A 17,433-nucleotide genomic window follows, 5' to 3' on the forward strand; every position below is an offset into this window, starting at 1 on the left:
TCGCCGACAATGACGCAGACCAGCCACAGGAGAACAGCATATGACCGCCCCCTTTAAGAATATCGGTGTCATCGGAGCCGGTCAGATGGGGTGCGGCATCGCGCATGTTTCCGCCTTGGCAGGCTACAAGGTTCATATCTACGATCTGTCCAAGGATGGCATCGAAGCCGGCCTTGCCACGATCAATGGCAACCTTGCCCGCCAGGTCACCAACGGCAAGCTTTCCGACGATGCCCGCAAACAAGCACTGGCCCTGATCAGCGGATCGACGGATATCAACGATCTCGCACCGATGGATATCGTCATTGAGGCCGCGACCGAGAACGAGGAGATCAAGCGCAAGATTTATGCGCAGGTCTGCCCGGTCCTGAAGCCGGAGGCGCTGCTCGCCACGAATACCTCTTCGCTTTCCATCACCCGTCTTGCATCTGCGACCGACCGTCCCGAACAGTTCATGGGCATTCACTTCATGAACCCGGTGCCCGTCATGAAGCTCGTGGAACTGGTGCGCGGCATCGCCACCAACGAAAAGACCTTCGACGCGGCCAAGGATTATGTGCGCACGCTGGAAAAGGCGATCACCGTCGCCGAGGATTTCCCGGCCTTCATCGTCAACCGCATCCTGCTGCCGATGATCAACGAGGCGATCTATACGCTTTACGAAGGCGTCGGTTCGGTGGAAGCCATCGACACCGCCATGCGGCTTGGCGCAAACCACCCGATGGGACCGCTGCAACTTGCCGACTTCATCGGTCTCGACACCTGTTTGTCGATCATGCAGGTGCTGCATGACGGTCTGGCCGACAGCAAATACCGCCCCTGCCCGCTGCTGGTGAAATATGTCGAGGCCGGCTGGCTCGGCCGCAAATCCGGCCGTGGTTTTTACGACTATCGCGGCGAGACACCGGTTCCGACGCGCTGAGGCGTAAGGATCAGCTGCGGGAGGAAGCACCCTCCCGCGCGACCGGAAAAATTATCTGGCCTTCACCGCCGATACCAGCGCCTTGGCATCTTCGCTATCCCAGGCGGCCGGACCATTCATCGCCGCGAGCAGACAGCCGTTTTCGTCAAGCAGCATGGTTGCCGGCAGGCCGAAGGCGAGGCCTTCCTTTTTCAGCGTGTTGAAAACGCCCATGGAACTGTCGCGGTAAAGCTTCAGCGCATCGATCTTGTATTCGTCCATGAAGGCTTTCGGCTTTTCGTCCGCGCCGATGTCGATATTGACGGTGACCACCTCGAAATCATTGCCGCCCTTTTCCTTCTCCAGCGCATTCAGCGCCGGCATTTCCTCCCGGCATGGCACACACCATGTGGCCCAGAGGTTGAGAAGGACCGCCTTGCCCTTGAGATCGGTGAGCGTCATATCCTGTGCCTCCGGCCCCTTGAAAGACAGCGGGACGACACGCGGTCTATCCGCGGCCGACATGGCAGCCACCTGGCCCTTCAGAAAGGGTTTCAGCGAGGCAATGCGGTTTGCCGCCCCTTCACATAAACCGGCGTCAGCGACCGCTGCCCCTTGAACCGGGCTCTCAGACCCAATATGCCTGAACCAGACCGCGCCCGCGCCAAACACGACACCGGCAACGGCAGCAATTGCAACCAATTTGGCGGAAGGAAGCCTGAACGGCCTTTTTTCTGTCATCGAATACTCCAGGGCACTGCGAACATGGCTGACGGCACAGATCAGAAATCCTCCAACCAGATGTGGGGCGGGCGTTTTGCCTCCGGTCCATCAGCCATCATGGAAGAAATAAATGCCTCCATCGGCTTCGACAAGAAGCTTTATGCCCAGGACATCCGCGGCTCTATGGCGCATGCCACCATGCTGGCATCTAAAGGCATTATTTCGCCTGATGATAAAGACAAGATCATCGAGGGTCTGAACACGATCCTGTCAGAAATCGAAGCAGGCACCTTCGAATTTTCGCGCAAGCTCGAAGATATTCACATGAACATCGAGGCCCGCCTGGCAACCCTCATCGGCACGGCAGCCGGCCGCTTGCACACCGCCCGTTCGCGCAACGACCAGGTGGCGCTCGATTTCCGCCTGTGGGTGAAGGAAGAACTGCAGAAAACGGAAGGCATGTTGACCGCGCTCATCGCCGCCTTTCTCGATCGCGCCGAAGAAAATGCCGATACGGTCATGCCGGGCTTCACCCATTTGCAGACGGCGCAGCCGGTGACCTTCGGCCATCATTGCATGGCTTATGTGGAAATGTTTGGCCGTGACCGCGCCCGCGTACGCCACGCCATCGAACATCTGGACGAAAGCCCAATCGGTGCCGCAGCGCTTGCTGGCACCGGTTACCCGATCGACCGTCATATGACGGCGAAGGCGCTTGGTTTCCGCGAGCCGACCCGCAACTCCATCGATACCGTATCCGACCGCGATTTCGCGCTGGAATTCCTGTCGATCGCTTCCATCTGCGCCACGCATCTGTCGCGTCTCGCCGAAGAAATCGTCATCTGGTCGACGCCGCAATTCGGCTTCATCCGGCTGTCGGATGCCTTCTCGACTGGCTCGTCGATCATGCCGCAGAAGAAGAATCCCGACGCCGCCGAACTGGTGCGCGCCAAGACCGGCCGCATCAACGGTTCGCTGGTAGCGCTTCTGACGGTCATGAAGGGCCTGCCGCTTGCCTATTCCAAGGACATGCAGGAAGACAAGGAACAGGTTTTCGATGCCGCCGAGAGCCTGGAACTGGCGATTGCCGCCATGACCGGCATGATCCGCGACCTTGAAGTGCGCAAGGACCGCATGCGCGCGGCCGCCGGTTCGGGCTATTCCACCGCCACCGATCTTGCCGACTGGCTGGTGCGCGAGGCGGGCCTGCCCTTCCGCGATGCCCACCATGTGACCGGCAATGCCGTGGCGCTGGCGGAAAAGAAGGGCTGCGATCTTGCCGATCTGTCGCTGGAGGATTTGCAGGCCATCCACCCTGATATCACCAAGGGTGTTTTCGACGTTCTTTCGGTGGAAGCATCGGTCGCCAGCCGCACCAGCTTCGGCGGCACGGCGCCTTCCGAAGTGAAGAAGCAGATCGCCTGGTGGCGTGGACGCAACTGATAAGCCGATTTGACGTCGTCACCCCGGACTTGATCCGGGGTCCAGCGCGATCAAGTCTTTGATCGCAGAAGAATCTTTTCACGTCGCAGACGCGCCGTGGCTGGATGCCGGATCAAGTCCGGCATGACGGAGGAGAGATTTTCGCGCTTTGCCCCAGTCTGAGGGTGCACAAGCGCCCTGTTTTTCGTTATCAGAGAGGCACATATTTCCTTTGGACAGGCTCATGCTTTCAAAAACCGCGCGTAAACTCATCGTTCCCATCGGCATGACACTCGCTGTCAGCCTTGTTCTCAGCGCCTGCGGGCGTAAGGGCGACATCGATCCGCCGAGCACGCCGGTCGAAATGCGCAACAAGCGCAATGCCGACGGAACGGAGACGAAGCCGGCAACGGCAGAACGCCCGTTCATCCTCGACAAGCTTCTCTGACGGGTAAAAAGCCGTGAACCATTTTGGCTATATCGACGGCGTACTGCACGCCGAAAACGTGCCCGTGCCCGAGATCGCCAAGGCGGTCGGCACGCCGTTCTATGTCTATTCGACCGCGACGCTGGAGCGCCACTACAAGGTGTTCTCAGGCGCGTTTGCCGATGTGGACGCCATGGTCTGTTATGCCATGAAGGCCAATTCCAACCAGGCGGTGCTGAAAACGCTGGCAAAGCTCGGCGCCGGTATCGACGTCGTTTCCGGCGGCGAATTGCGCCGCGCGCTCGCAGCCGGCGTGCCGGCAAGCCGCATCATGTTCTCCGGCGTCGGCAAGACGGTGGCGGAAATGGATTACGCGCTGGAAGCGGGCATCTACTGTTTCAACATCGAATCCGAGCCGGAACTGGAAGTCCTCAACCTGCGCGCGGTGAAAGTGGGCAAGCGGGCGCATGTCTCCTTCCGCATCAACCCGGATGTGGATGCGCGCACCCACGCCAAGATTTCCACCGGCAAGAAGGAAAACAAGTTCGGCATTTCCTATGAGCGGGCACGGGCGGTCTATGCCCATGCCGCCACTTTGCCCGGCATCGAAGTCACCGGCATCGACATGCATATCGGCAGCCAGATCACAGAATTGCAGCCCTTCGAGGATGCCTTCCGCTTGCTGCGCGAACTCGTGGAAGTGCTGCGCGGGGATGGCCATGCTATCAGCCACGTCGATATTGGCGGTGGCCTTGGCATTCCCTATCGCGAGGATAACAATCCGCCGCCGCTGCCGGACGCCTATGCGCATATCGTCAAAAACGAGTTGAAAAGCCTCAACTGCAAGATCGTCACCGAGCCAGGACGCCTGATCGTCGGCAATGCCGGCATTCTGGTGACGGAAGTCATCTATGTGAAGGATGGCGGTGACAAGACCTTCGTCATCGTCGACGGCGCCATGAACGATCTCATCCGCCCCACGCTTTACGAGGCCTATCACGGCATCCGCCCGGTGGTGCAGCCAGCCGAGGACACGCCGCGCATCAAGGCCGATATTGTCGGCCCGGTCTGTGAGACCGGCGATTATCTGGCGCTTGACCGCGAGATGGCGGCACCTCAGCCGGGCGATCTGATCGCCGTCAGTTCCGCCGGCGCCTATGGCGCGGTACAGGCCGGCACCTATAATTCGCGCCTGCTGGTGCCGGAAGTGCTTGTCAAGGGTGACAAGTTCCACGTCATCCGTCCGCGTGGCACCTATGAGGAGCTGATCGCGCTCGATTCCGTACCTGAATGGCTCGACTGACCGTCTATCATGCGGCTGGTTGATCACAATTGAGCGAAGCTGCCTAAAAAATGGGGGTGAGGGCTTGGGTGCCCTCGTCTTCGCCACAAAGAATGTTATCCTTGCCCCAGTGATATGAACAGCTCGCCGTTCCGGGAATGGCGTTCGACGTGGCCAGAACCGGGAGAACGGATTGATGACCACAGCCGGAGAGGACAGGACAGGCAGAAAGCGCCCGACCGGCGCATTCGCGCAGCGGCCGGACCTTGCACGCCGGGTTGCGGCCAAGCGCTTCTTCGCAAAAATTGTGCTGTTTTCCGAAAAAATGGCCCCGAAGACGTTGTGGCCGCTGTCCATCGCCGCCGTGTTTCTGGCGCTCGCCTGGTTCGGCCTTTACCGGCACATGCCGGATTTTCTGCGCCTCGGCATTGTTTTCGTCCTTGTTTTTGGCTTCATCGCCACACTCCTGCCAATCCTGCGGCTGAAATGGCCAACCGACAATGACGCCTCCCGTCTGCTTGAAGACCGCAACGGCATGGCGCACCAGCCGGTCGGCGTGCAGGAAGACGAACCGGCCTTCGATACGCCTTTTTCCCGCACGCTCTGGAAAGAACACCAGATCCGCATGGCCGAGCGCATTGCCGCGCTGAATGCCGGCCTGCCGAAACCCGATATTGCCCGTTATGACCGCCTGGCGCTGCGCGCCGTTCCGGCACTGCTTCTGGTCACCGCCTTCGGTTTTTCCTATTCGAACGGCGCGGGCACGGTTGCAGATGCATTCCGCAGCCGGCCGGCCGTTGGTCCGCTCAATCCCGATATCCGTCTCGATGCCTGGGTCACACCGCCCGCCTATACCGGCCGCGCGCCGATTTTCCTGACCGGACGTGATGCGAGCGGCCGCGACGCGGTTTCAGTGCCGCAATCCTCCAGGCTGACGATCCGCATGACCGGCGGCGATGGCGGTGAGGAAGTGACCTTCGAGCCGGAAATGGCCGGCGCATTGCAGAAGCTTGCGCCCGAAGCTGCACGCGCCGACAGCGCCAGCGGCGATGTTGCGGTTCAGACGCCGGCACGCTCGACGGATCAACCCATTGCACCGCGCACCTTTGCCATGGATGTCACCGAAAGCGGCATGATCAGTGCCAATGGCGAACAATGGGTGTTCAACGTCATTCCTGACCAGCCGCCCAGCATCGCCTTCGACAATATGCCGCGCCGCGCCGTCAACGGTGCGCTGGAAATCGGCTTCACCGCCAAGGACGATTATGGGCTGAAGGAAGCCCATGCCATCATCGAGCCACTCGGTGTAGCGGAAGGCGCGACGGCACTTTACCCACCGCCGGAATTCAAGCTGGATCTGCCGCGGCAAAATAATCGCGAGATCAAGGGCCTGACCAGCCGCAACCTGACCGAACATCCCATGGCCGGCAAACGTGTACGCATCACGCTGGTGGCAACCGATGGTGCGGGCCAAACGGGCCGCAGCCCTGCGCATGAAATGGTGCTGCCGGGCCGCAATTTTTCCGAACCGCTGGCAGCTTCCATTGCCGAACAGCGGCAGATTTTCTCGCTCGATACGCGCCAGATGCCGAAGGCCATCGCCTATAACGAGGCGGTGGGCCTGCGCCCGGAAGAGACCATTCCCAACACCACGCATTATATGCTGCTGCAATCGGCGCAGACCCGCATGCGGCTTGCCTATAATGACGAAATGCTGAAGAACACGGCGGATTACCTCTGGGAAATCGCGCTCGGCATTGAGGATGGCGATCTTTCGCAGGCGGAAAAGCGCCTGCGCGATGCACAGACCGCGCTGTCCGAAGCGCTGCAGCGCAATGCCTCGGATGAGGAAGTTGCCAAGCTGATGCAGGAGCTGCGCGAGGCGATGCAGCAATTCATGAGCGAGCTTGCGCAGCGCATGCAGAACGCGCCGCAGGCCAACATGAACAGCCAAGCACAGAACGTGTTGCGCCAGCGCGATCTGGAAAACATGATGAACCAGATCGAGAACCTTGCCCGCTCCGGCAATCGCGACGCGGCGCAGGAAATGCTCTCGCAGCTGCAGCGCATGATGAACAATCTGCAGGCTGGCCGCCCGCAACGTCAGGGCCAGCAGGGGCAGCAGCAGAGCAGCAAGATGCGCCAGCAGATCGACAAGCTGGGCGAAATTCTCCAACAGCAGCAGAAGCTGATGGACGAGACCTTCAAGCTCGACCAGGCACTTCGAGACCGCATGCAGCGCGGCGACCCCCAGCAGGGCGGCGAAGGCGAAGATGACCAGCAGATGGGCGAAAACGGCCAGCCGCCGCAACAGGGTCAGCAAGGCCAGCAAGGCGAACAGGGTCAAAATGGTCAGCAGGGCGGACAACAGCCGAGCGACCAGATGACCGCCGAACAGCTACGCGAGGCGCTGAAAAACCTGCGGGCGCAGCAGGATGCGCTCGGCAAGCAGCTCGGCGAGCTACAGCAGGGCCTTCGTGATCTCGGCATGGAACCGGGCGAAAACTTCGGCAAGGCGCAGCAGGAGATGCAGGGCGCCGGTGAAGCGCTCGGCAAGGGCCAGGGCGAACAGGCCGTCGAAGGACAGGGCAATGCGCTAAACGCGCTGCGTCAGGGCGCACAGGACATGATGGGCCAGATCATGCAGGCCATGCGCCAGCAGGGCCAGCAACCGGGTCAAGGGCAGGAAGGCATGGCCGGTCAGGGCGGCCAGAACGGCCGCGACCCGCTCGGTCGCCCGCGCAGCACCACCGGCCCGGATTTCGGCGACCAGGTGAAAGTGCCTGACGAGATCGACGTGCAGCGCGCCCGCGAAATCCTCGAGGCCATCCGCGAAAAACTCGGCAACAACCCGCCGGGTGAGATCGAGCGGCGTTATCTGGAGCGGTTGCTGGATATTCGGTGAGGGTTGCGCACAGGTAATGGTGCGCCTCGTTACATCCTGTTTCAGAAGCTAAAGTTTCCGTCATGCCGGACTTGATCCGGCATCCAGTTGGCGCGCGTCTGCGCGGCGGAAAGAGTTCTATCAGCCCAAGGACTTGGGCTGGCTGGATTCCGGCTCAAGGCCGGAATGACGGAGGTAGGGGCTACGCTGAGCCAGGAGCTGACCAACAAAAAGGGCGGCCTAACAGCCACCCTCCCAATCCCTGCGATCCTGTCACTCAGGCCGCCAGCGCCCGCGCCACGGCTTTGCGAATATCCGGAAGCGCAAAGGGTTTGGACACCACGTCCACGATCTTCGTCGCCAGATCATCGGCCCGTTCACGCTGCTCGGCATAACCCGTCATCAGCAAAATGCGCATGGCCGGGAAGCTCTCGGCGGCGCGGTGCGCCAGCTCGATGCCATCCATGACCGGCATGCGGATATCCGAAAGAAGAAGATCGAAACTGGTCTCCTGAAGCTTCTCCAGCCCCTGCTCGCCGTCAGCCGCCTCATGGGTCTCGTGACCGTCGAGACGCAGCGCGCGGGCAACGAAAGCCCGCAATGCATCCTCGTCTTCGGTAATCAGAATTTTCGCCATTAATCATTGCTCCTGGGCATCATTTCCAGCCATGAGCAACATCGCAGGCTCCTCTTTTCAAGAGGTAAACACCCAGGCCCTGGCTGGGTGAATGGTTAATGAGGCGTCTCCGCCCTGTGCCGTTCCGGCACGGCAAATATGCTCAGGCGTCGCCTGTGACCACGCCGACGAAAGGCAGTTCTCGGAAAGCATAGGCAACATCCATGCCGTAACCCACGACGAAATAGTCCGGACATTCGAAACCGACATAGTCGGCCTCCAGATCTTCCTTGCGCTTGACCTTCTTGTCGAGCAGCACGGCAATGGTGACGTTACGCGCGCCGCGCTCATAAAGCAGTTCCTTGGCGAAACGCAGCGTGCGGCCGGATTCGAGAATATCGTCGATGAGAAGGACATCACGGTCCTTCACGTCGCTGTCGATATCCTTGACGATCCTCACACCTTGCGAGACCGTGCCGGCACCATAGCTCGACAGCGTGATGAATTCGACTTCGGGAGCAAGACCACTGTCATGCAGCGCGCGGATAAGATCGGCTGCGAAAATAAACGATCCCTTGAGCACGGCAATGACCAGCAAATCCTTGGTCGGGCCACCGGCAATGTGCTTGGCCATATCGCGATTGCGCTCGGCGATCTGCTCGGCGGTGTAAAGCGGCTCGATGTTTTTTCCACGGACGACGGGCATTCTTTCTCCTGTGCTGCGCCTTGCCGATTTTACCTTTCAGTAAAAATACGAAGATCACGCGTTAGCACAGTCAACGTTCGGACGCACCCGCCTCGACGAAGGAAAGCTTGATCTCTGGCGTTTTTCCACCGGGATGGCGCAACTTTGCCGAAAAACCGTGGCTGAAACCGGGCTGCATCTCTCGCACCGGCGGTTCAATGACCATGCTGGCCACCAATTGCCCCTTGGCGGCAAAGAGATCGGCGCGAATGGCTGGCACCTCTTCCAGATTGCCGCCATTATTCTCCACGATGCCACTGATGAGCAGGATATCCATGCCGCCCGCCTCCTGCGGCGTAACCGTCACGTGAGAAATCGCGAGCGGGTTTGCCGCGGCGACGGCCTGCTTTTCCGGCACGACCACCGAAAGGCCACCGGAGCAGACGAAAACGAAAATGGCGAGCCCCGCAACCAGCGCTGAATAGGCATCCGCCGAGAGGCGCGACAATCTGCGATCCAGCCAGCCGATGAAGGCAAGGCTAAGCGTACCGATGGTGACGGGTGGTTTTGCCATCTGCCGGCGTGCCGCGCCGCGATTGTCGTTTCCGGGCTGACGCGCACGGTTTTCCTTGATGGTGACAAATTCCGCGTCTACCACGTCGTGTACCGGATTTGCCGTCCGCGCCGTGCGGCGCACCGGCGTTTCCGGCATCAGGAGGTCGAAATCGAATGCCGCTTGCCGGCGAGATGAACGGAACATAGCCATAGAATTCCTTGGATGAGGTTTTCCGGCCCGCAAAACTGGGCATTGCAACGAATCCTGCCAAGTTTTAAATTTAATTGGTTAATGCTTCGCAAAAACGGCTCGCGCAGGCCACCGGAACCGGGTTACACCGCGACATCCGGCCCCCAAGCGCCAGCGGTTTGCGAACCACCACGAAACGAAGAGACTGGAAGTCCGTTGATCCATTTCGAAAATGTCGGGTTGCGTTACGGCATGGGACCCGAGATCCTGAGGGACATGACCTTCGATATCCCCAAGGGTTCGTTCCAGTTTCTGACCGGCCCCTCGGGTGCGGGCAAGACCTCGCTGCTGCGCATGCTTTTGATGTCGCTGCAGCCCACCCGCGGCAATATTCGCATGTTCAACCGTGATGTATCACGCATTCCGCGCAGCGAGCTGCCGATGCTGCGCCGCCGTGTCGGCATCGTCTTTCAGGATTTCCGGCTGCTGGATCATCTGACGACCTATGAGAATGTCGCCCTGCCGCTGCGCGTGCGCGGCAAGGAAGAAAGCGCTTACCGCAACGATGTGATCGAGCTCCTGAAATGGGTTGGGCTTGGCGAACGCATCAATGTGCTGCCGGCCATTCTGTCCGGTGGCGAAAAGCAGCGCGCCGCCATTGCCCGCGCGCTTATGGACCAGCCGGAAATCCTGCTGGCCGACGAGCCGACCGGTAACGTCGATCCGCCGATGGCCAAGCGCCTTCTCAACCTCTTCCTGGAACTCAACCGGCTGGGCACAGCTGTTGTCATCGCCACCCATGATTTTGCGCTGATGGACCAGATCGACGCCCGCCGGATGATCCTGACTGAAGGGCGGCTCGACATCTATGAATGAGATCACCCGCAAACAACTGACCCCGGAAGCGGCCCAGCCGAAGCGCCCGCCCATGCGCATCCGCCCGATGGCGCCCATTCTGCCACCGTCGAACATTCAGGGCAATGCGCTGATGGTGGTGATCGCCATCATGGCCTTTCTCGCCTGCCTGACGCTTGGCGCCGTCTCCATGGTGCGCGCCACCGCCGCCACATGGCAGAGCCAGATTTCCCGTGAGATCACCATCCAGATCAAGCCCGAGGACGGGCTGGACATGAATGCGGCGCTCAACAAGGCGCGCAATCTGGCGCTCACCTTCGTCGGCACGCGGGATGGCACGATCCTTGATGATGCGGCGACATCACGCCTGCTGGAGCCATGGCTCGGCAGCGGTCTTGACCTTTCCGAACTGCCCATACCGCGCCTCGTCGTCATCACCATCGATGAAAACAATCCGCCTGATTTTCAGGCGATGCGGGGCATGCTGAAGGCCGAGCTTCCGCAGGCGTTTCTGGACGACCACCGCACATGGGTGGACAGGCTTGTCTCCATGGCCAGAACCACGGTCATGATCGGCCTCGGCGTTCTGATCCTCGTTTTCACCGCCATGGTGCTGACGGTAGTGTTTGCGACACGCGGAGCGCTTTCCGGTAACCGGCATATCGTCGAGGTGCTGCATTTCGTCGGGGCGGAAAGCAGCTTTGTGGCACGGGAATTCCAGAAACACTTCCTGAAGATCAGCCTCAAAGGGGCGGCGGCGGGCGGCGCGCTCGCGGCCGCGGTTTTCCTTGTCGCCGGTTTCTGGCAATCCAGCACGGTCGCCACGCCGCAGAGCGATCAGGCAAGCGCGCTTTTTGGTTCGTTTTCCGTTGGTCTCGGCGGCTATATCGGCATCGCCACAACGATGATCGTCATAGCACTTCTTACCACCATCACGGCGCGCGTGACCGTCATCCGCACCATCGACGATATCGACCGCGTCCGCTCCGATCCGTCGAAAAGTGATGGCCTCACATCGTGACCTTGCGCCCGAAATCCCATGGCAAACTGAAACCGTCACAAGCCGGATGTAACCTGCGGACGGTGGACAAAAATGCCTGTTCCTTGCCTTAATCGGCGAGTATTCAGGAGGAATGTTTGTGAGTCGGATGGACCAGGATCAGACGACCACGCGACCGGCCAAAAAGGGCCTGTTGTCGCGGCGTGGTCCGCTGCGCCGTTTTATTCGCGGTTTTATCCTTCTTTGCGTTGTTCTTCTCGGCGTTTTTTTAGGTGGTTTCCTGTGGTTCGCTGATTCCGTTGCCTCCATGCGCCCGCCGGAGGGCACGAAGGGCGATGCCATCATTGTTCTGACCGGCGGCTATCAACGCATCGAACAGGCGGTCGGCCTGCTGCGTGATGGCGTGGGCAAACGTTTGCTGATTTCCGGCGTCAACCCGGCCACTACCCGCTCGCAGATCCGCAAGATGACGCAAGGCTCATCCGACATGTTTTCCTGCTGCGTGGACATGGGTTACAAAGCCATAGACACGATCGGCAATGCCAATGAAGCCGCAAGCTGGATACGCGATCACAACTATTCCTCGATCGTCGTCGTCACCAACAATTATCATATGCACCGCAGCCTGCATGAATTGCGCAGCGCCAGCCCGCAGACGCAATTCATTGCCTATCCCGTCATCAGCGCCGATCTTGCCCGCACGAACTGGTTTGTGGAGCCGGATGTGGTCAGAACCATGCTCTATGAATATCTAAAGTTCGTGGCGGCGGCAGGACGCGATCTCACCGGCTTCGGCAAGGGCGATGGCCTGCGCAAGGCCGCCGCTGACCATTCCACCCCGAAGGTGGCGGCTGCTTCACCATGAGCGGCGAGAAACGCGCTTGCTGCGGGGCCTTGTTTTCGTGTAGGCGTCTGGCATCGGCATCCGGCATCGAGGCGTATCAACGCTTCGGAACGGCTGCGCCCCGGGAAGGCTGTTGATGCTCAAGCTGCGCTCTTTTCTTTTTAATACGCTGTTTTATCTCAACCTGATCGTCCGCATGATCGTGCTGACACCGATCTATTTCATTCTGCCGCGCAAGATCGCCTTCGAAATTCCCAAGAACTGGGCACGGTCCAACCATTGGCTGATGAAAACCATCGTCGGCACCACCTTCGAGATCGAGGGGCTGGAGAACATTCCCGAAACCGGCTGCATCTTTGCGCCCAAGCATCAATCCTTCTGGGACACCTACGCACTGCTGCCCAATCTGCCGGACCCCGTCTACATTCTGAAACGGGAATTGATGTGGATTCCGCTGTTCGGCTGGTATGTGATGAAACAGCGCATGATCCCGGTCAACCGCGCCGCGCGTGGCAAGGTCATGCTGAAGGTGATGGAGCGGGCGAGAGAGGAAATGGCGGCGGGCCGCGAACTCATTATCTACCCCGAAGGCACGCGCCGCCCGCCCGGTGCCGAGCCCGAGTACCGTTACGGTATCGCCCGGCTTTATCGTGATCTGCAGGTTCCGGTCATTCCCGTCGCCATGCATCCCGGCCTCTTCTGGCCACGCCGTTCGACCATGCGTTATCCCGGCCATTTCAAGGTGCGTATCCTGCCGGCTATCGAGCCGGGGTTGGACCCCGACGTGTTTTTCAAGCGGCTGATCGACGTCACGGAAAAGGCGAGCGACGAGTTGTTGCTGGAAACCGTGCGTAACAACCCGCACCTCCCGCTGCCGCCAACCGCCATCAAGCGCATCGCCGAGCTTCAGGGCACTGAAACAACCCCCGCCGGCTGAGCCGCAAGCGTGCCGACATTGGCGGCGATACTTTCCAGCAGAGAGTCGCGAATGCCCATATCCTGTAGATGCTGCACGGTATTAAAAACGTAATCCGTGTTCGGGCCGGACCGACCCGAGGCAGTCGCGACGATGGTGGCCGCTTCGGCCACAGCAAGACCGCCGATGTACTGCTCATGCGCGGGGTCGGCCACATAGGTCACGGCACTGCCGCGCCTGCCATCGGCAAATGCGATGGCAACCACCCGCTCCTTGTAGACATTCGTCACCAGTTCTCGCTCGCGCAGATAAGCCATGACGGGATCATGATCCCTGCCTCGCACGCGAAATGCGACACCGAGGCAGGAGCCGCCGCGTTCCAGACCCAGCACGAGACCGGGCTTTTCCGTGGTACCTCTATAAAAATTGGAACTGATGCAGAGCGAGCGCCGATAACCATGCAGCCGCGCCTGCTGCTTCTCCTCAAAGGCAAAGCCCGGGTTCCACATCAACGAACCGTAGCCAAAGACCCAAAAATCGTCCATATCCCAAGCCAAATCAAAATTCCCTGAAGTCTGTTCATCGGAGATCAATATGGCAGCGTCAAGCCAATCCGGCACGGCCAAAAAATTCCTCTGGCTCGCCATCACCGTCGCGGTGGTCATCGGACTTTATACAGCCGGGTGGTTTTATGCCGCCGACAGGCTGAAGCAGACGGTACTGAACGTCATTGCTCCATCACAGGCGAGGAATGTCAGCGGCGAATGCGGCGATATCGCCTTCCGCGGTTATCCTTTCCGCATCGGCCTCTTCTGCTCAAAGGTGACCGTGGACGACAGCGGGAACGGCGTTTCCGCGTCTTTCGGCGAACTTCGCTCGGCGGCGCAGGTCTATAATCCCGGCCACATCGTCTGGGAACTCGATTCGCCCGCGGAAATCCGCTCCGCCCATGGCCTGAGCGTTTCAGCCTCCTGGCAGAACATGCAATCGAGCATCGTTACCAAACTGAAGGGCATCGACCGCAGCTCGCTCGTCATCGATGGGCTGAAGGCGCAGGCGGTTTCCTCCGTCACCGGCCAGACGATCGACTTCGATGCGGTCAAGACGGAGGTGCACCTGCGCCAGAACGGCGCCGATCTTGACGGCGCGATCACCCTCACCGACTCGGCCACCGTCATCAAGGACTGGCCGCAGGTTCTTCCCCGCCTCGATGCCATCGTCGATGTGACGCTCACCGGCAAGGCGGGCATGGTGGACGGCAGCGATACGTCAGGCCTCTACGGCACGAGCGGCGAGCTTCGCCGGCTGGCGGCCGATATTGGCGACGGCCGCACCATGCGCATCAGCGGTCCCTTCTCCTTTGACAATGAGGGCTATCTCTCCGGTCAGTTCAAGCTGGAAATCGAAAAGCTCGGGGCCTGGTCGGACAATGCCAAACAGGCGTTTCCGCAGCTGCAATCCACCATCGATACGGCCCGCAAGCTGCTCGGCGCGCTTGCCGGCGGCGGAGACAGGGCATCCGTCGATCTCGTGGTGGATCGCGGCCGCGCCACTGTCAGCGGCTTCATTCCGCTGGGGAAGATTCCGCCGATCTAAGAGAGAGCTTTTGTAAAAAATACCTCAGCGGCATCCTGAAATTTTGAAAGATTCAGGATGCCGGCTTCTTTATATCCATTGCGGCGATGCCACGTCTGAGGTTCCTGCTCGTCCTGCTGGCTGGACGTCATCACCAGTGAGGCACCCTGCTCACGCATCAGGGTTTCCCAAAAAGCTGTAAGCGATGCGCCAACGCCATGCCCGCGAAACTCGGGAACGACGCGGATCATGTCCATGTAGGGAATCTTGCCCCAGAACATCGAGAACCGCAGAAAACCGACCAGAATCGTATCTTCTTTCGCGACGAGATATTCGCAGTGTCCGACGCAGCGCCGCAACCAATCCTCATCGATCCATTTGTCTTCCCGCTGCAGCCATTCGATATCGTCATCCGTCGCAGCCGATATCAATATCATGCCAGCGCGCTACTTCTTCTGATCCAGCGCGTGACGCCCGAAGTCAGGCGTATCAACGTCCTGACCGGCCTCGATGATGGAGCGGCGGATGGAGCGTGTGCGGGAAAACAGTTCGAACAGCTTGTCGCCCTCCCCCCAGCGGATCGCCCTTTGCAGCGACGCAAGGTCTTCCGAGAACCGTGCCAGCATTTCAAGGATGGCATCCTTGTTGTGCAGGCAGACATCGCGCCACATGGTCGGATCGGAGGCGGCGAGACGGGTGAAGTCGCGGAAACCGGAAGCGGAATATTTGATGACTTCCGATTCGGTCACGGTCTCCAGATCGTCCGCCGTGCCGACGATATTGTAGGCGATGATATGCGGCAGATGCGAGACGATCGCCAGAACCTTGTCATGATGTTCGGCGTCCATTTCATCGACGCGCGAGCCGAGCGCCCGCCAGAAATCCTTCAGCCTTTCCAGCGCCCCGGCATCCGTGCCCGGCAACGGCGTGAAAATGCACCAGCGCTCGCGGAAGAGGCCGGAAAAACCGGCATCCGGACCGGATTTTTCCGTGCCCGCCAGCGGATGGCCGGGAATGAAATGCACATTTTCAGGCATATGCGGGGCCATCTGCGCGATAACAGAAGCCTTGGTGGAGCCGACATCGGTGACGATGGCGCCCGGTTTCAGATGCGGCGCGATCTGCTGCGCCACGCTTTCCGACGCACCGACCGGTACCGAAACGATGACGAGATCGGCATTCTTCACCGCGTCTGCCGCCGAAACGGTGTAATCAGTGCCGAGCGCCAGTTCTTCCGCCCGTTTCAGCGTGTCTTCGCTGCGGGTGGAAATCGTCACATGGCGGGCAAGCCCCAGCTCTTTAATATCACGGGCAATCGACGAGCCGATCAGGCCGATGCCGATCAGCGCGATGCGTTCAAACAGGATCTCGCCCATCACGCCTGCCCCATGAACTCGGTAAGTGTGGCGATAACGCCGAGATTGGCCTCTTCCGAGCCGACAGTCATTCTCAGCGCATTCGGGAAGCCGTAACCACGCACTGCACGCAGAATATAACCACGGCGGCTGAGGAATTCGTCCGCATCGGTTGCACGCTTGCCGTCCTGATCCGGGAAATGAATGAGGATGAAATTGGTGACCGAAGGCGTGACGCTGAGGCCGAGGCCGGTAAAGGTCGTGATCAGCTTTTCCATCCACAGCGCATTATGCGCCACAGCCTTTTCAACGAAGGCCTGATCGCGGATTGCAGCGGCACCGGCAGCAATCGCCGGCGCGCTCATGTTGAACGGGCCGCGAACGCGGTTCAGTGCATCGATGACGGCGGCCGGACCATACATCCAGCCAACGCGCAGGGCGGCCAGACCGTAAACCTTGGAGAAGGTGCGCGTCATGACGACGTTGCGGTTGCCGGAGACCAGCTCCAGCCCGGCTTCGTAATCATTCTTACGCACATATTCGGCGTAAGCCGCATCCAGCACCAGCACGACATGCTTCGGCAGGCCGGCCTGCAGCCGGCGGATTTCCGCCACGGGAACATAGGTGCCGGTGGGATTGCCCGGATTGGCGACGAAAACCATCTTCGTCTTCGGCGTCACGGCGGCGAGGATCGCGTCCACGTCGACTGCGCAATCCTTTTCCTTCACCGTCACCGGGGTCGCACCCGCGCCCATGATCTGGATCTTGTAGACGAGGAAACCGTGTTCGGTGATGATCGCCTCATCGCCTGTACCGAGATAAACGTGGCAAAGCAGGCCGAGAAGCTCGTCCGAACCATTGCCGCACAGGATGTTCGCGATGTTGAGACCATGCACATCGGCAATCGCCTGGCGCAGCGCGATCGCCTGACCGTCCGGATAGATTTCCAGATGGCTGGCGGCGGTGCCGAAAGCTTCGATCGCCTTCGGGCTCGGCCCGAGCGGCGTTTCATTGGAAGAGAGCTTATAAACCTTCGCGACGCCGTCCACGTGTTCCTTGCCGGGAACATAAGCGGCGATATCCAGAATACCCGGACGCGGAACAGGTTGGTTAAGCTCTGCACTCATTTGATCGACCTTTGGAAAAACGCCGGAGAACCCGGCAAAAGCAATGCCGGAGGCATTAGACCGGAATGGCCGCTTT

18 protein-coding genes are annotated in these 17,433 nt (G+C 60.0%); 10 read left to right on the forward strand and 8 right to left on the reverse strand.

Annotated elements, in window-relative coordinates; translation table 11 throughout:
- The first annotated feature begins 40 nt into the window (after nt 1-40).
- A complete protein-coding gene (locus tag PL640_RS10135; protein WP_142841483.1) occupies nt 41-922 on the forward strand; it encodes a 3-hydroxybutyryl-CoA dehydrogenase in 882 nt (293 codons plus the stop codon).
- A 51-nt stretch (nt 923-973) separates the two neighbouring features.
- Here the strand turns inward: PL640_RS10135 and tlpA are convergent, their stop codons facing one another.
- Nucleotides 974-1,642 carry a thiol:disulfide interchange protein TlpA gene (tlpA, locus tag PL640_RS10140; RefSeq protein WP_142841484.1) on the reverse strand — a complete coding sequence of 223 codons (669 nt, stop codon included), beginning with the start codon at nt 1,640-1,642 and terminating at the stop codon, nt 974-976.
- Between the two features lie 24 nt (nt 1,643-1,666).
- Between tlpA and argH the strand changes: the two genes are divergently transcribed.
- From argH to PL640_RS10160, 4 genes are all read left to right on the forward strand, one after another.
- A complete protein-coding gene (argH, locus tag PL640_RS10145) occupies nt 1,667-3,067 on the forward strand; it encodes an argininosuccinate lyase (protein WP_271361757.1) in 1,401 nt (466 codons plus the stop codon).
- A 223-nt stretch (nt 3,068-3,290) separates the two neighbouring features.
- Nucleotides 3,291-3,494 (forward strand): LPS translocon maturation chaperone LptM, encoded by a 204-nt coding sequence (gene lptM / locus PL640_RS10150; RefSeq protein ID WP_003497438.1) that lies wholly within the window; start codon nt 3,291-3,293, stop codon nt 3,492-3,494.
- A gap of 13 nt (nt 3,495-3,507) precedes the next feature.
- Nucleotides 3,508-4,776: a diaminopimelate decarboxylase gene (lysA, locus tag PL640_RS10155; protein ID WP_271361758.1), complete on the forward strand. Its 1,269-nt coding sequence runs from the start codon at nt 3,508-3,510 to the stop codon at nt 4,774-4,776.
- Between the two features lie 175 nt (nt 4,777-4,951).
- On the forward strand, nt 4,952-7,660 hold the full coding sequence (locus PL640_RS10160) for a TIGR02302 family protein (RefSeq protein WP_271361759.1): 2,709 nt from the start codon (nt 4,952-4,954) through the stop codon (nt 7,658-7,660).
- A gap of 256 nt (nt 7,661-7,916) precedes the next feature.
- Here the strand turns inward: PL640_RS10160 and PL640_RS10165 are convergent, their stop codons facing one another.
- From PL640_RS10165 to PL640_RS10175, 3 genes are all read right to left on the reverse strand, one after another.
- A complete protein-coding gene (locus PL640_RS10165; RefSeq protein ID WP_006310388.1) occupies nt 7,917-8,276 on the reverse strand; it encodes a response regulator in 360 nt (119 codons plus the stop codon).
- A gap of 142 nt (nt 8,277-8,418) precedes the next feature.
- On the reverse strand, nt 8,419-8,961 hold the full coding sequence (gene hpt, locus PL640_RS10170) for a hypoxanthine phosphoribosyltransferase (RefSeq protein WP_003497442.1): 543 nt from the start codon (nt 8,959-8,961) through the stop codon (nt 8,419-8,421).
- A gap of 70 nt (nt 8,962-9,031) precedes the next feature.
- On the reverse strand, nt 9,032-9,700 hold the full coding sequence (locus PL640_RS10175; protein ID WP_271361760.1) for a hypothetical protein: 669 nt from the start codon (nt 9,698-9,700) through the stop codon (nt 9,032-9,034).
- A 201-nt stretch (nt 9,701-9,901) separates the two neighbouring features.
- Here PL640_RS10175 and ftsE point away from each other — a divergent pair, with 201 nt between their 5' ends.
- The 4 genes from ftsE to PL640_RS10195 all read left to right on the forward strand — a co-directional run bounded on the left by ftsE (nt 9,902) and on the right by PL640_RS10195 (nt 13,321).
- A complete protein-coding gene (gene ftsE / locus PL640_RS10180) occupies nt 9,902-10,561 on the forward strand; it encodes a cell division ATP-binding protein FtsE (RefSeq protein ID WP_046799830.1) in 660 nt (219 codons plus the stop codon).
- On the forward strand, nt 10,554-11,561 hold the full coding sequence (locus PL640_RS10185; RefSeq protein ID WP_271361761.1) for a cell division protein FtsX: 1,008 nt from the start codon (nt 10,554-10,556) through the stop codon (nt 11,559-11,561). The genes ftsE and PL640_RS10185 overlap by 8 nt, the downstream gene beginning before the upstream one ends.
- A gap of 127 nt (nt 11,562-11,688) precedes the next feature.
- Entirely contained in the window at nt 11,689-12,405 is a 717-nt protein-coding gene (locus tag PL640_RS10190) for a YdcF family protein (protein ID WP_161991357.1), read from the forward strand.
- Nucleotides 12,406-12,520: 115 nt separating this feature from the next.
- On the forward strand, nt 12,521-13,321 hold the full coding sequence (locus tag PL640_RS10195; RefSeq protein WP_142841491.1) for a lysophospholipid acyltransferase family protein: 801 nt from the start codon (nt 12,521-12,523) through the stop codon (nt 13,319-13,321).
- Here the strand turns inward: PL640_RS10195 and PL640_RS10200 are convergent.
- Nucleotides 13,291-13,845, reverse strand: a complete 555-nt coding sequence (locus PL640_RS10200; RefSeq protein ID WP_271361762.1) for a gamma-glutamylcyclotransferase — start codon at nt 13,843-13,845, stop codon at nt 13,291-13,293. The genes PL640_RS10195 and PL640_RS10200 overlap by 31 nt on opposite strands.
- Nucleotides 13,846-13,894: 49 nt before the next feature.
- Between PL640_RS10200 and PL640_RS10205 the strand changes: the two genes are divergently transcribed.
- Nucleotides 13,895-14,896, forward strand: coding sequence for a DUF2125 domain-containing protein (locus tag PL640_RS10205; RefSeq protein ID WP_271361763.1), 1,002 nt, complete (start codon nt 13,895-13,897; stop codon nt 14,894-14,896).
- Here the strand turns inward: PL640_RS10205 and PL640_RS10210 are convergent.
- The 3 genes from PL640_RS10210 to hisC are packed head-to-tail and all read right to left on the reverse strand — an operon-like array spanning nt 14,893 to nt 17,357.
- Nucleotides 14,893-15,312: a GNAT family N-acetyltransferase gene (locus PL640_RS10210; protein ID WP_271361764.1), complete on the reverse strand. Its 420-nt coding sequence runs from the start codon at nt 15,310-15,312 to the stop codon at nt 14,893-14,895. The two genes, PL640_RS10205 and PL640_RS10210, sit on opposite strands and share 4 nt — an antisense overlap.
- A gap of 9 nt (nt 15,313-15,321) precedes the next feature.
- Nucleotides 15,322-16,251 (reverse strand): prephenate/arogenate dehydrogenase family protein, encoded by a 930-nt coding sequence (locus tag PL640_RS10215; protein WP_271362094.1) that lies wholly within the window; start codon nt 16,249-16,251, stop codon nt 15,322-15,324.
- A complete protein-coding gene (gene hisC / locus PL640_RS10220; RefSeq protein WP_271361765.1) occupies nt 16,251-17,357 on the reverse strand; it encodes a histidinol-phosphate transaminase in 1,107 nt (368 codons plus the stop codon). The genes PL640_RS10215 and hisC overlap by 1 nt, the downstream gene beginning before the upstream one ends.
- Nucleotides 17,358-17,433 lie beyond the last annotated feature (76 nt).

Source organism: Agrobacterium sp. ST15.16.024 (genome assembly GCF_027956545.1).
In the GTDB taxonomy this organism is placed as follows: Bacteria; Pseudomonadota; Alphaproteobacteria; order Rhizobiales; family Rhizobiaceae; genus Agrobacterium; species Agrobacterium cucumeris.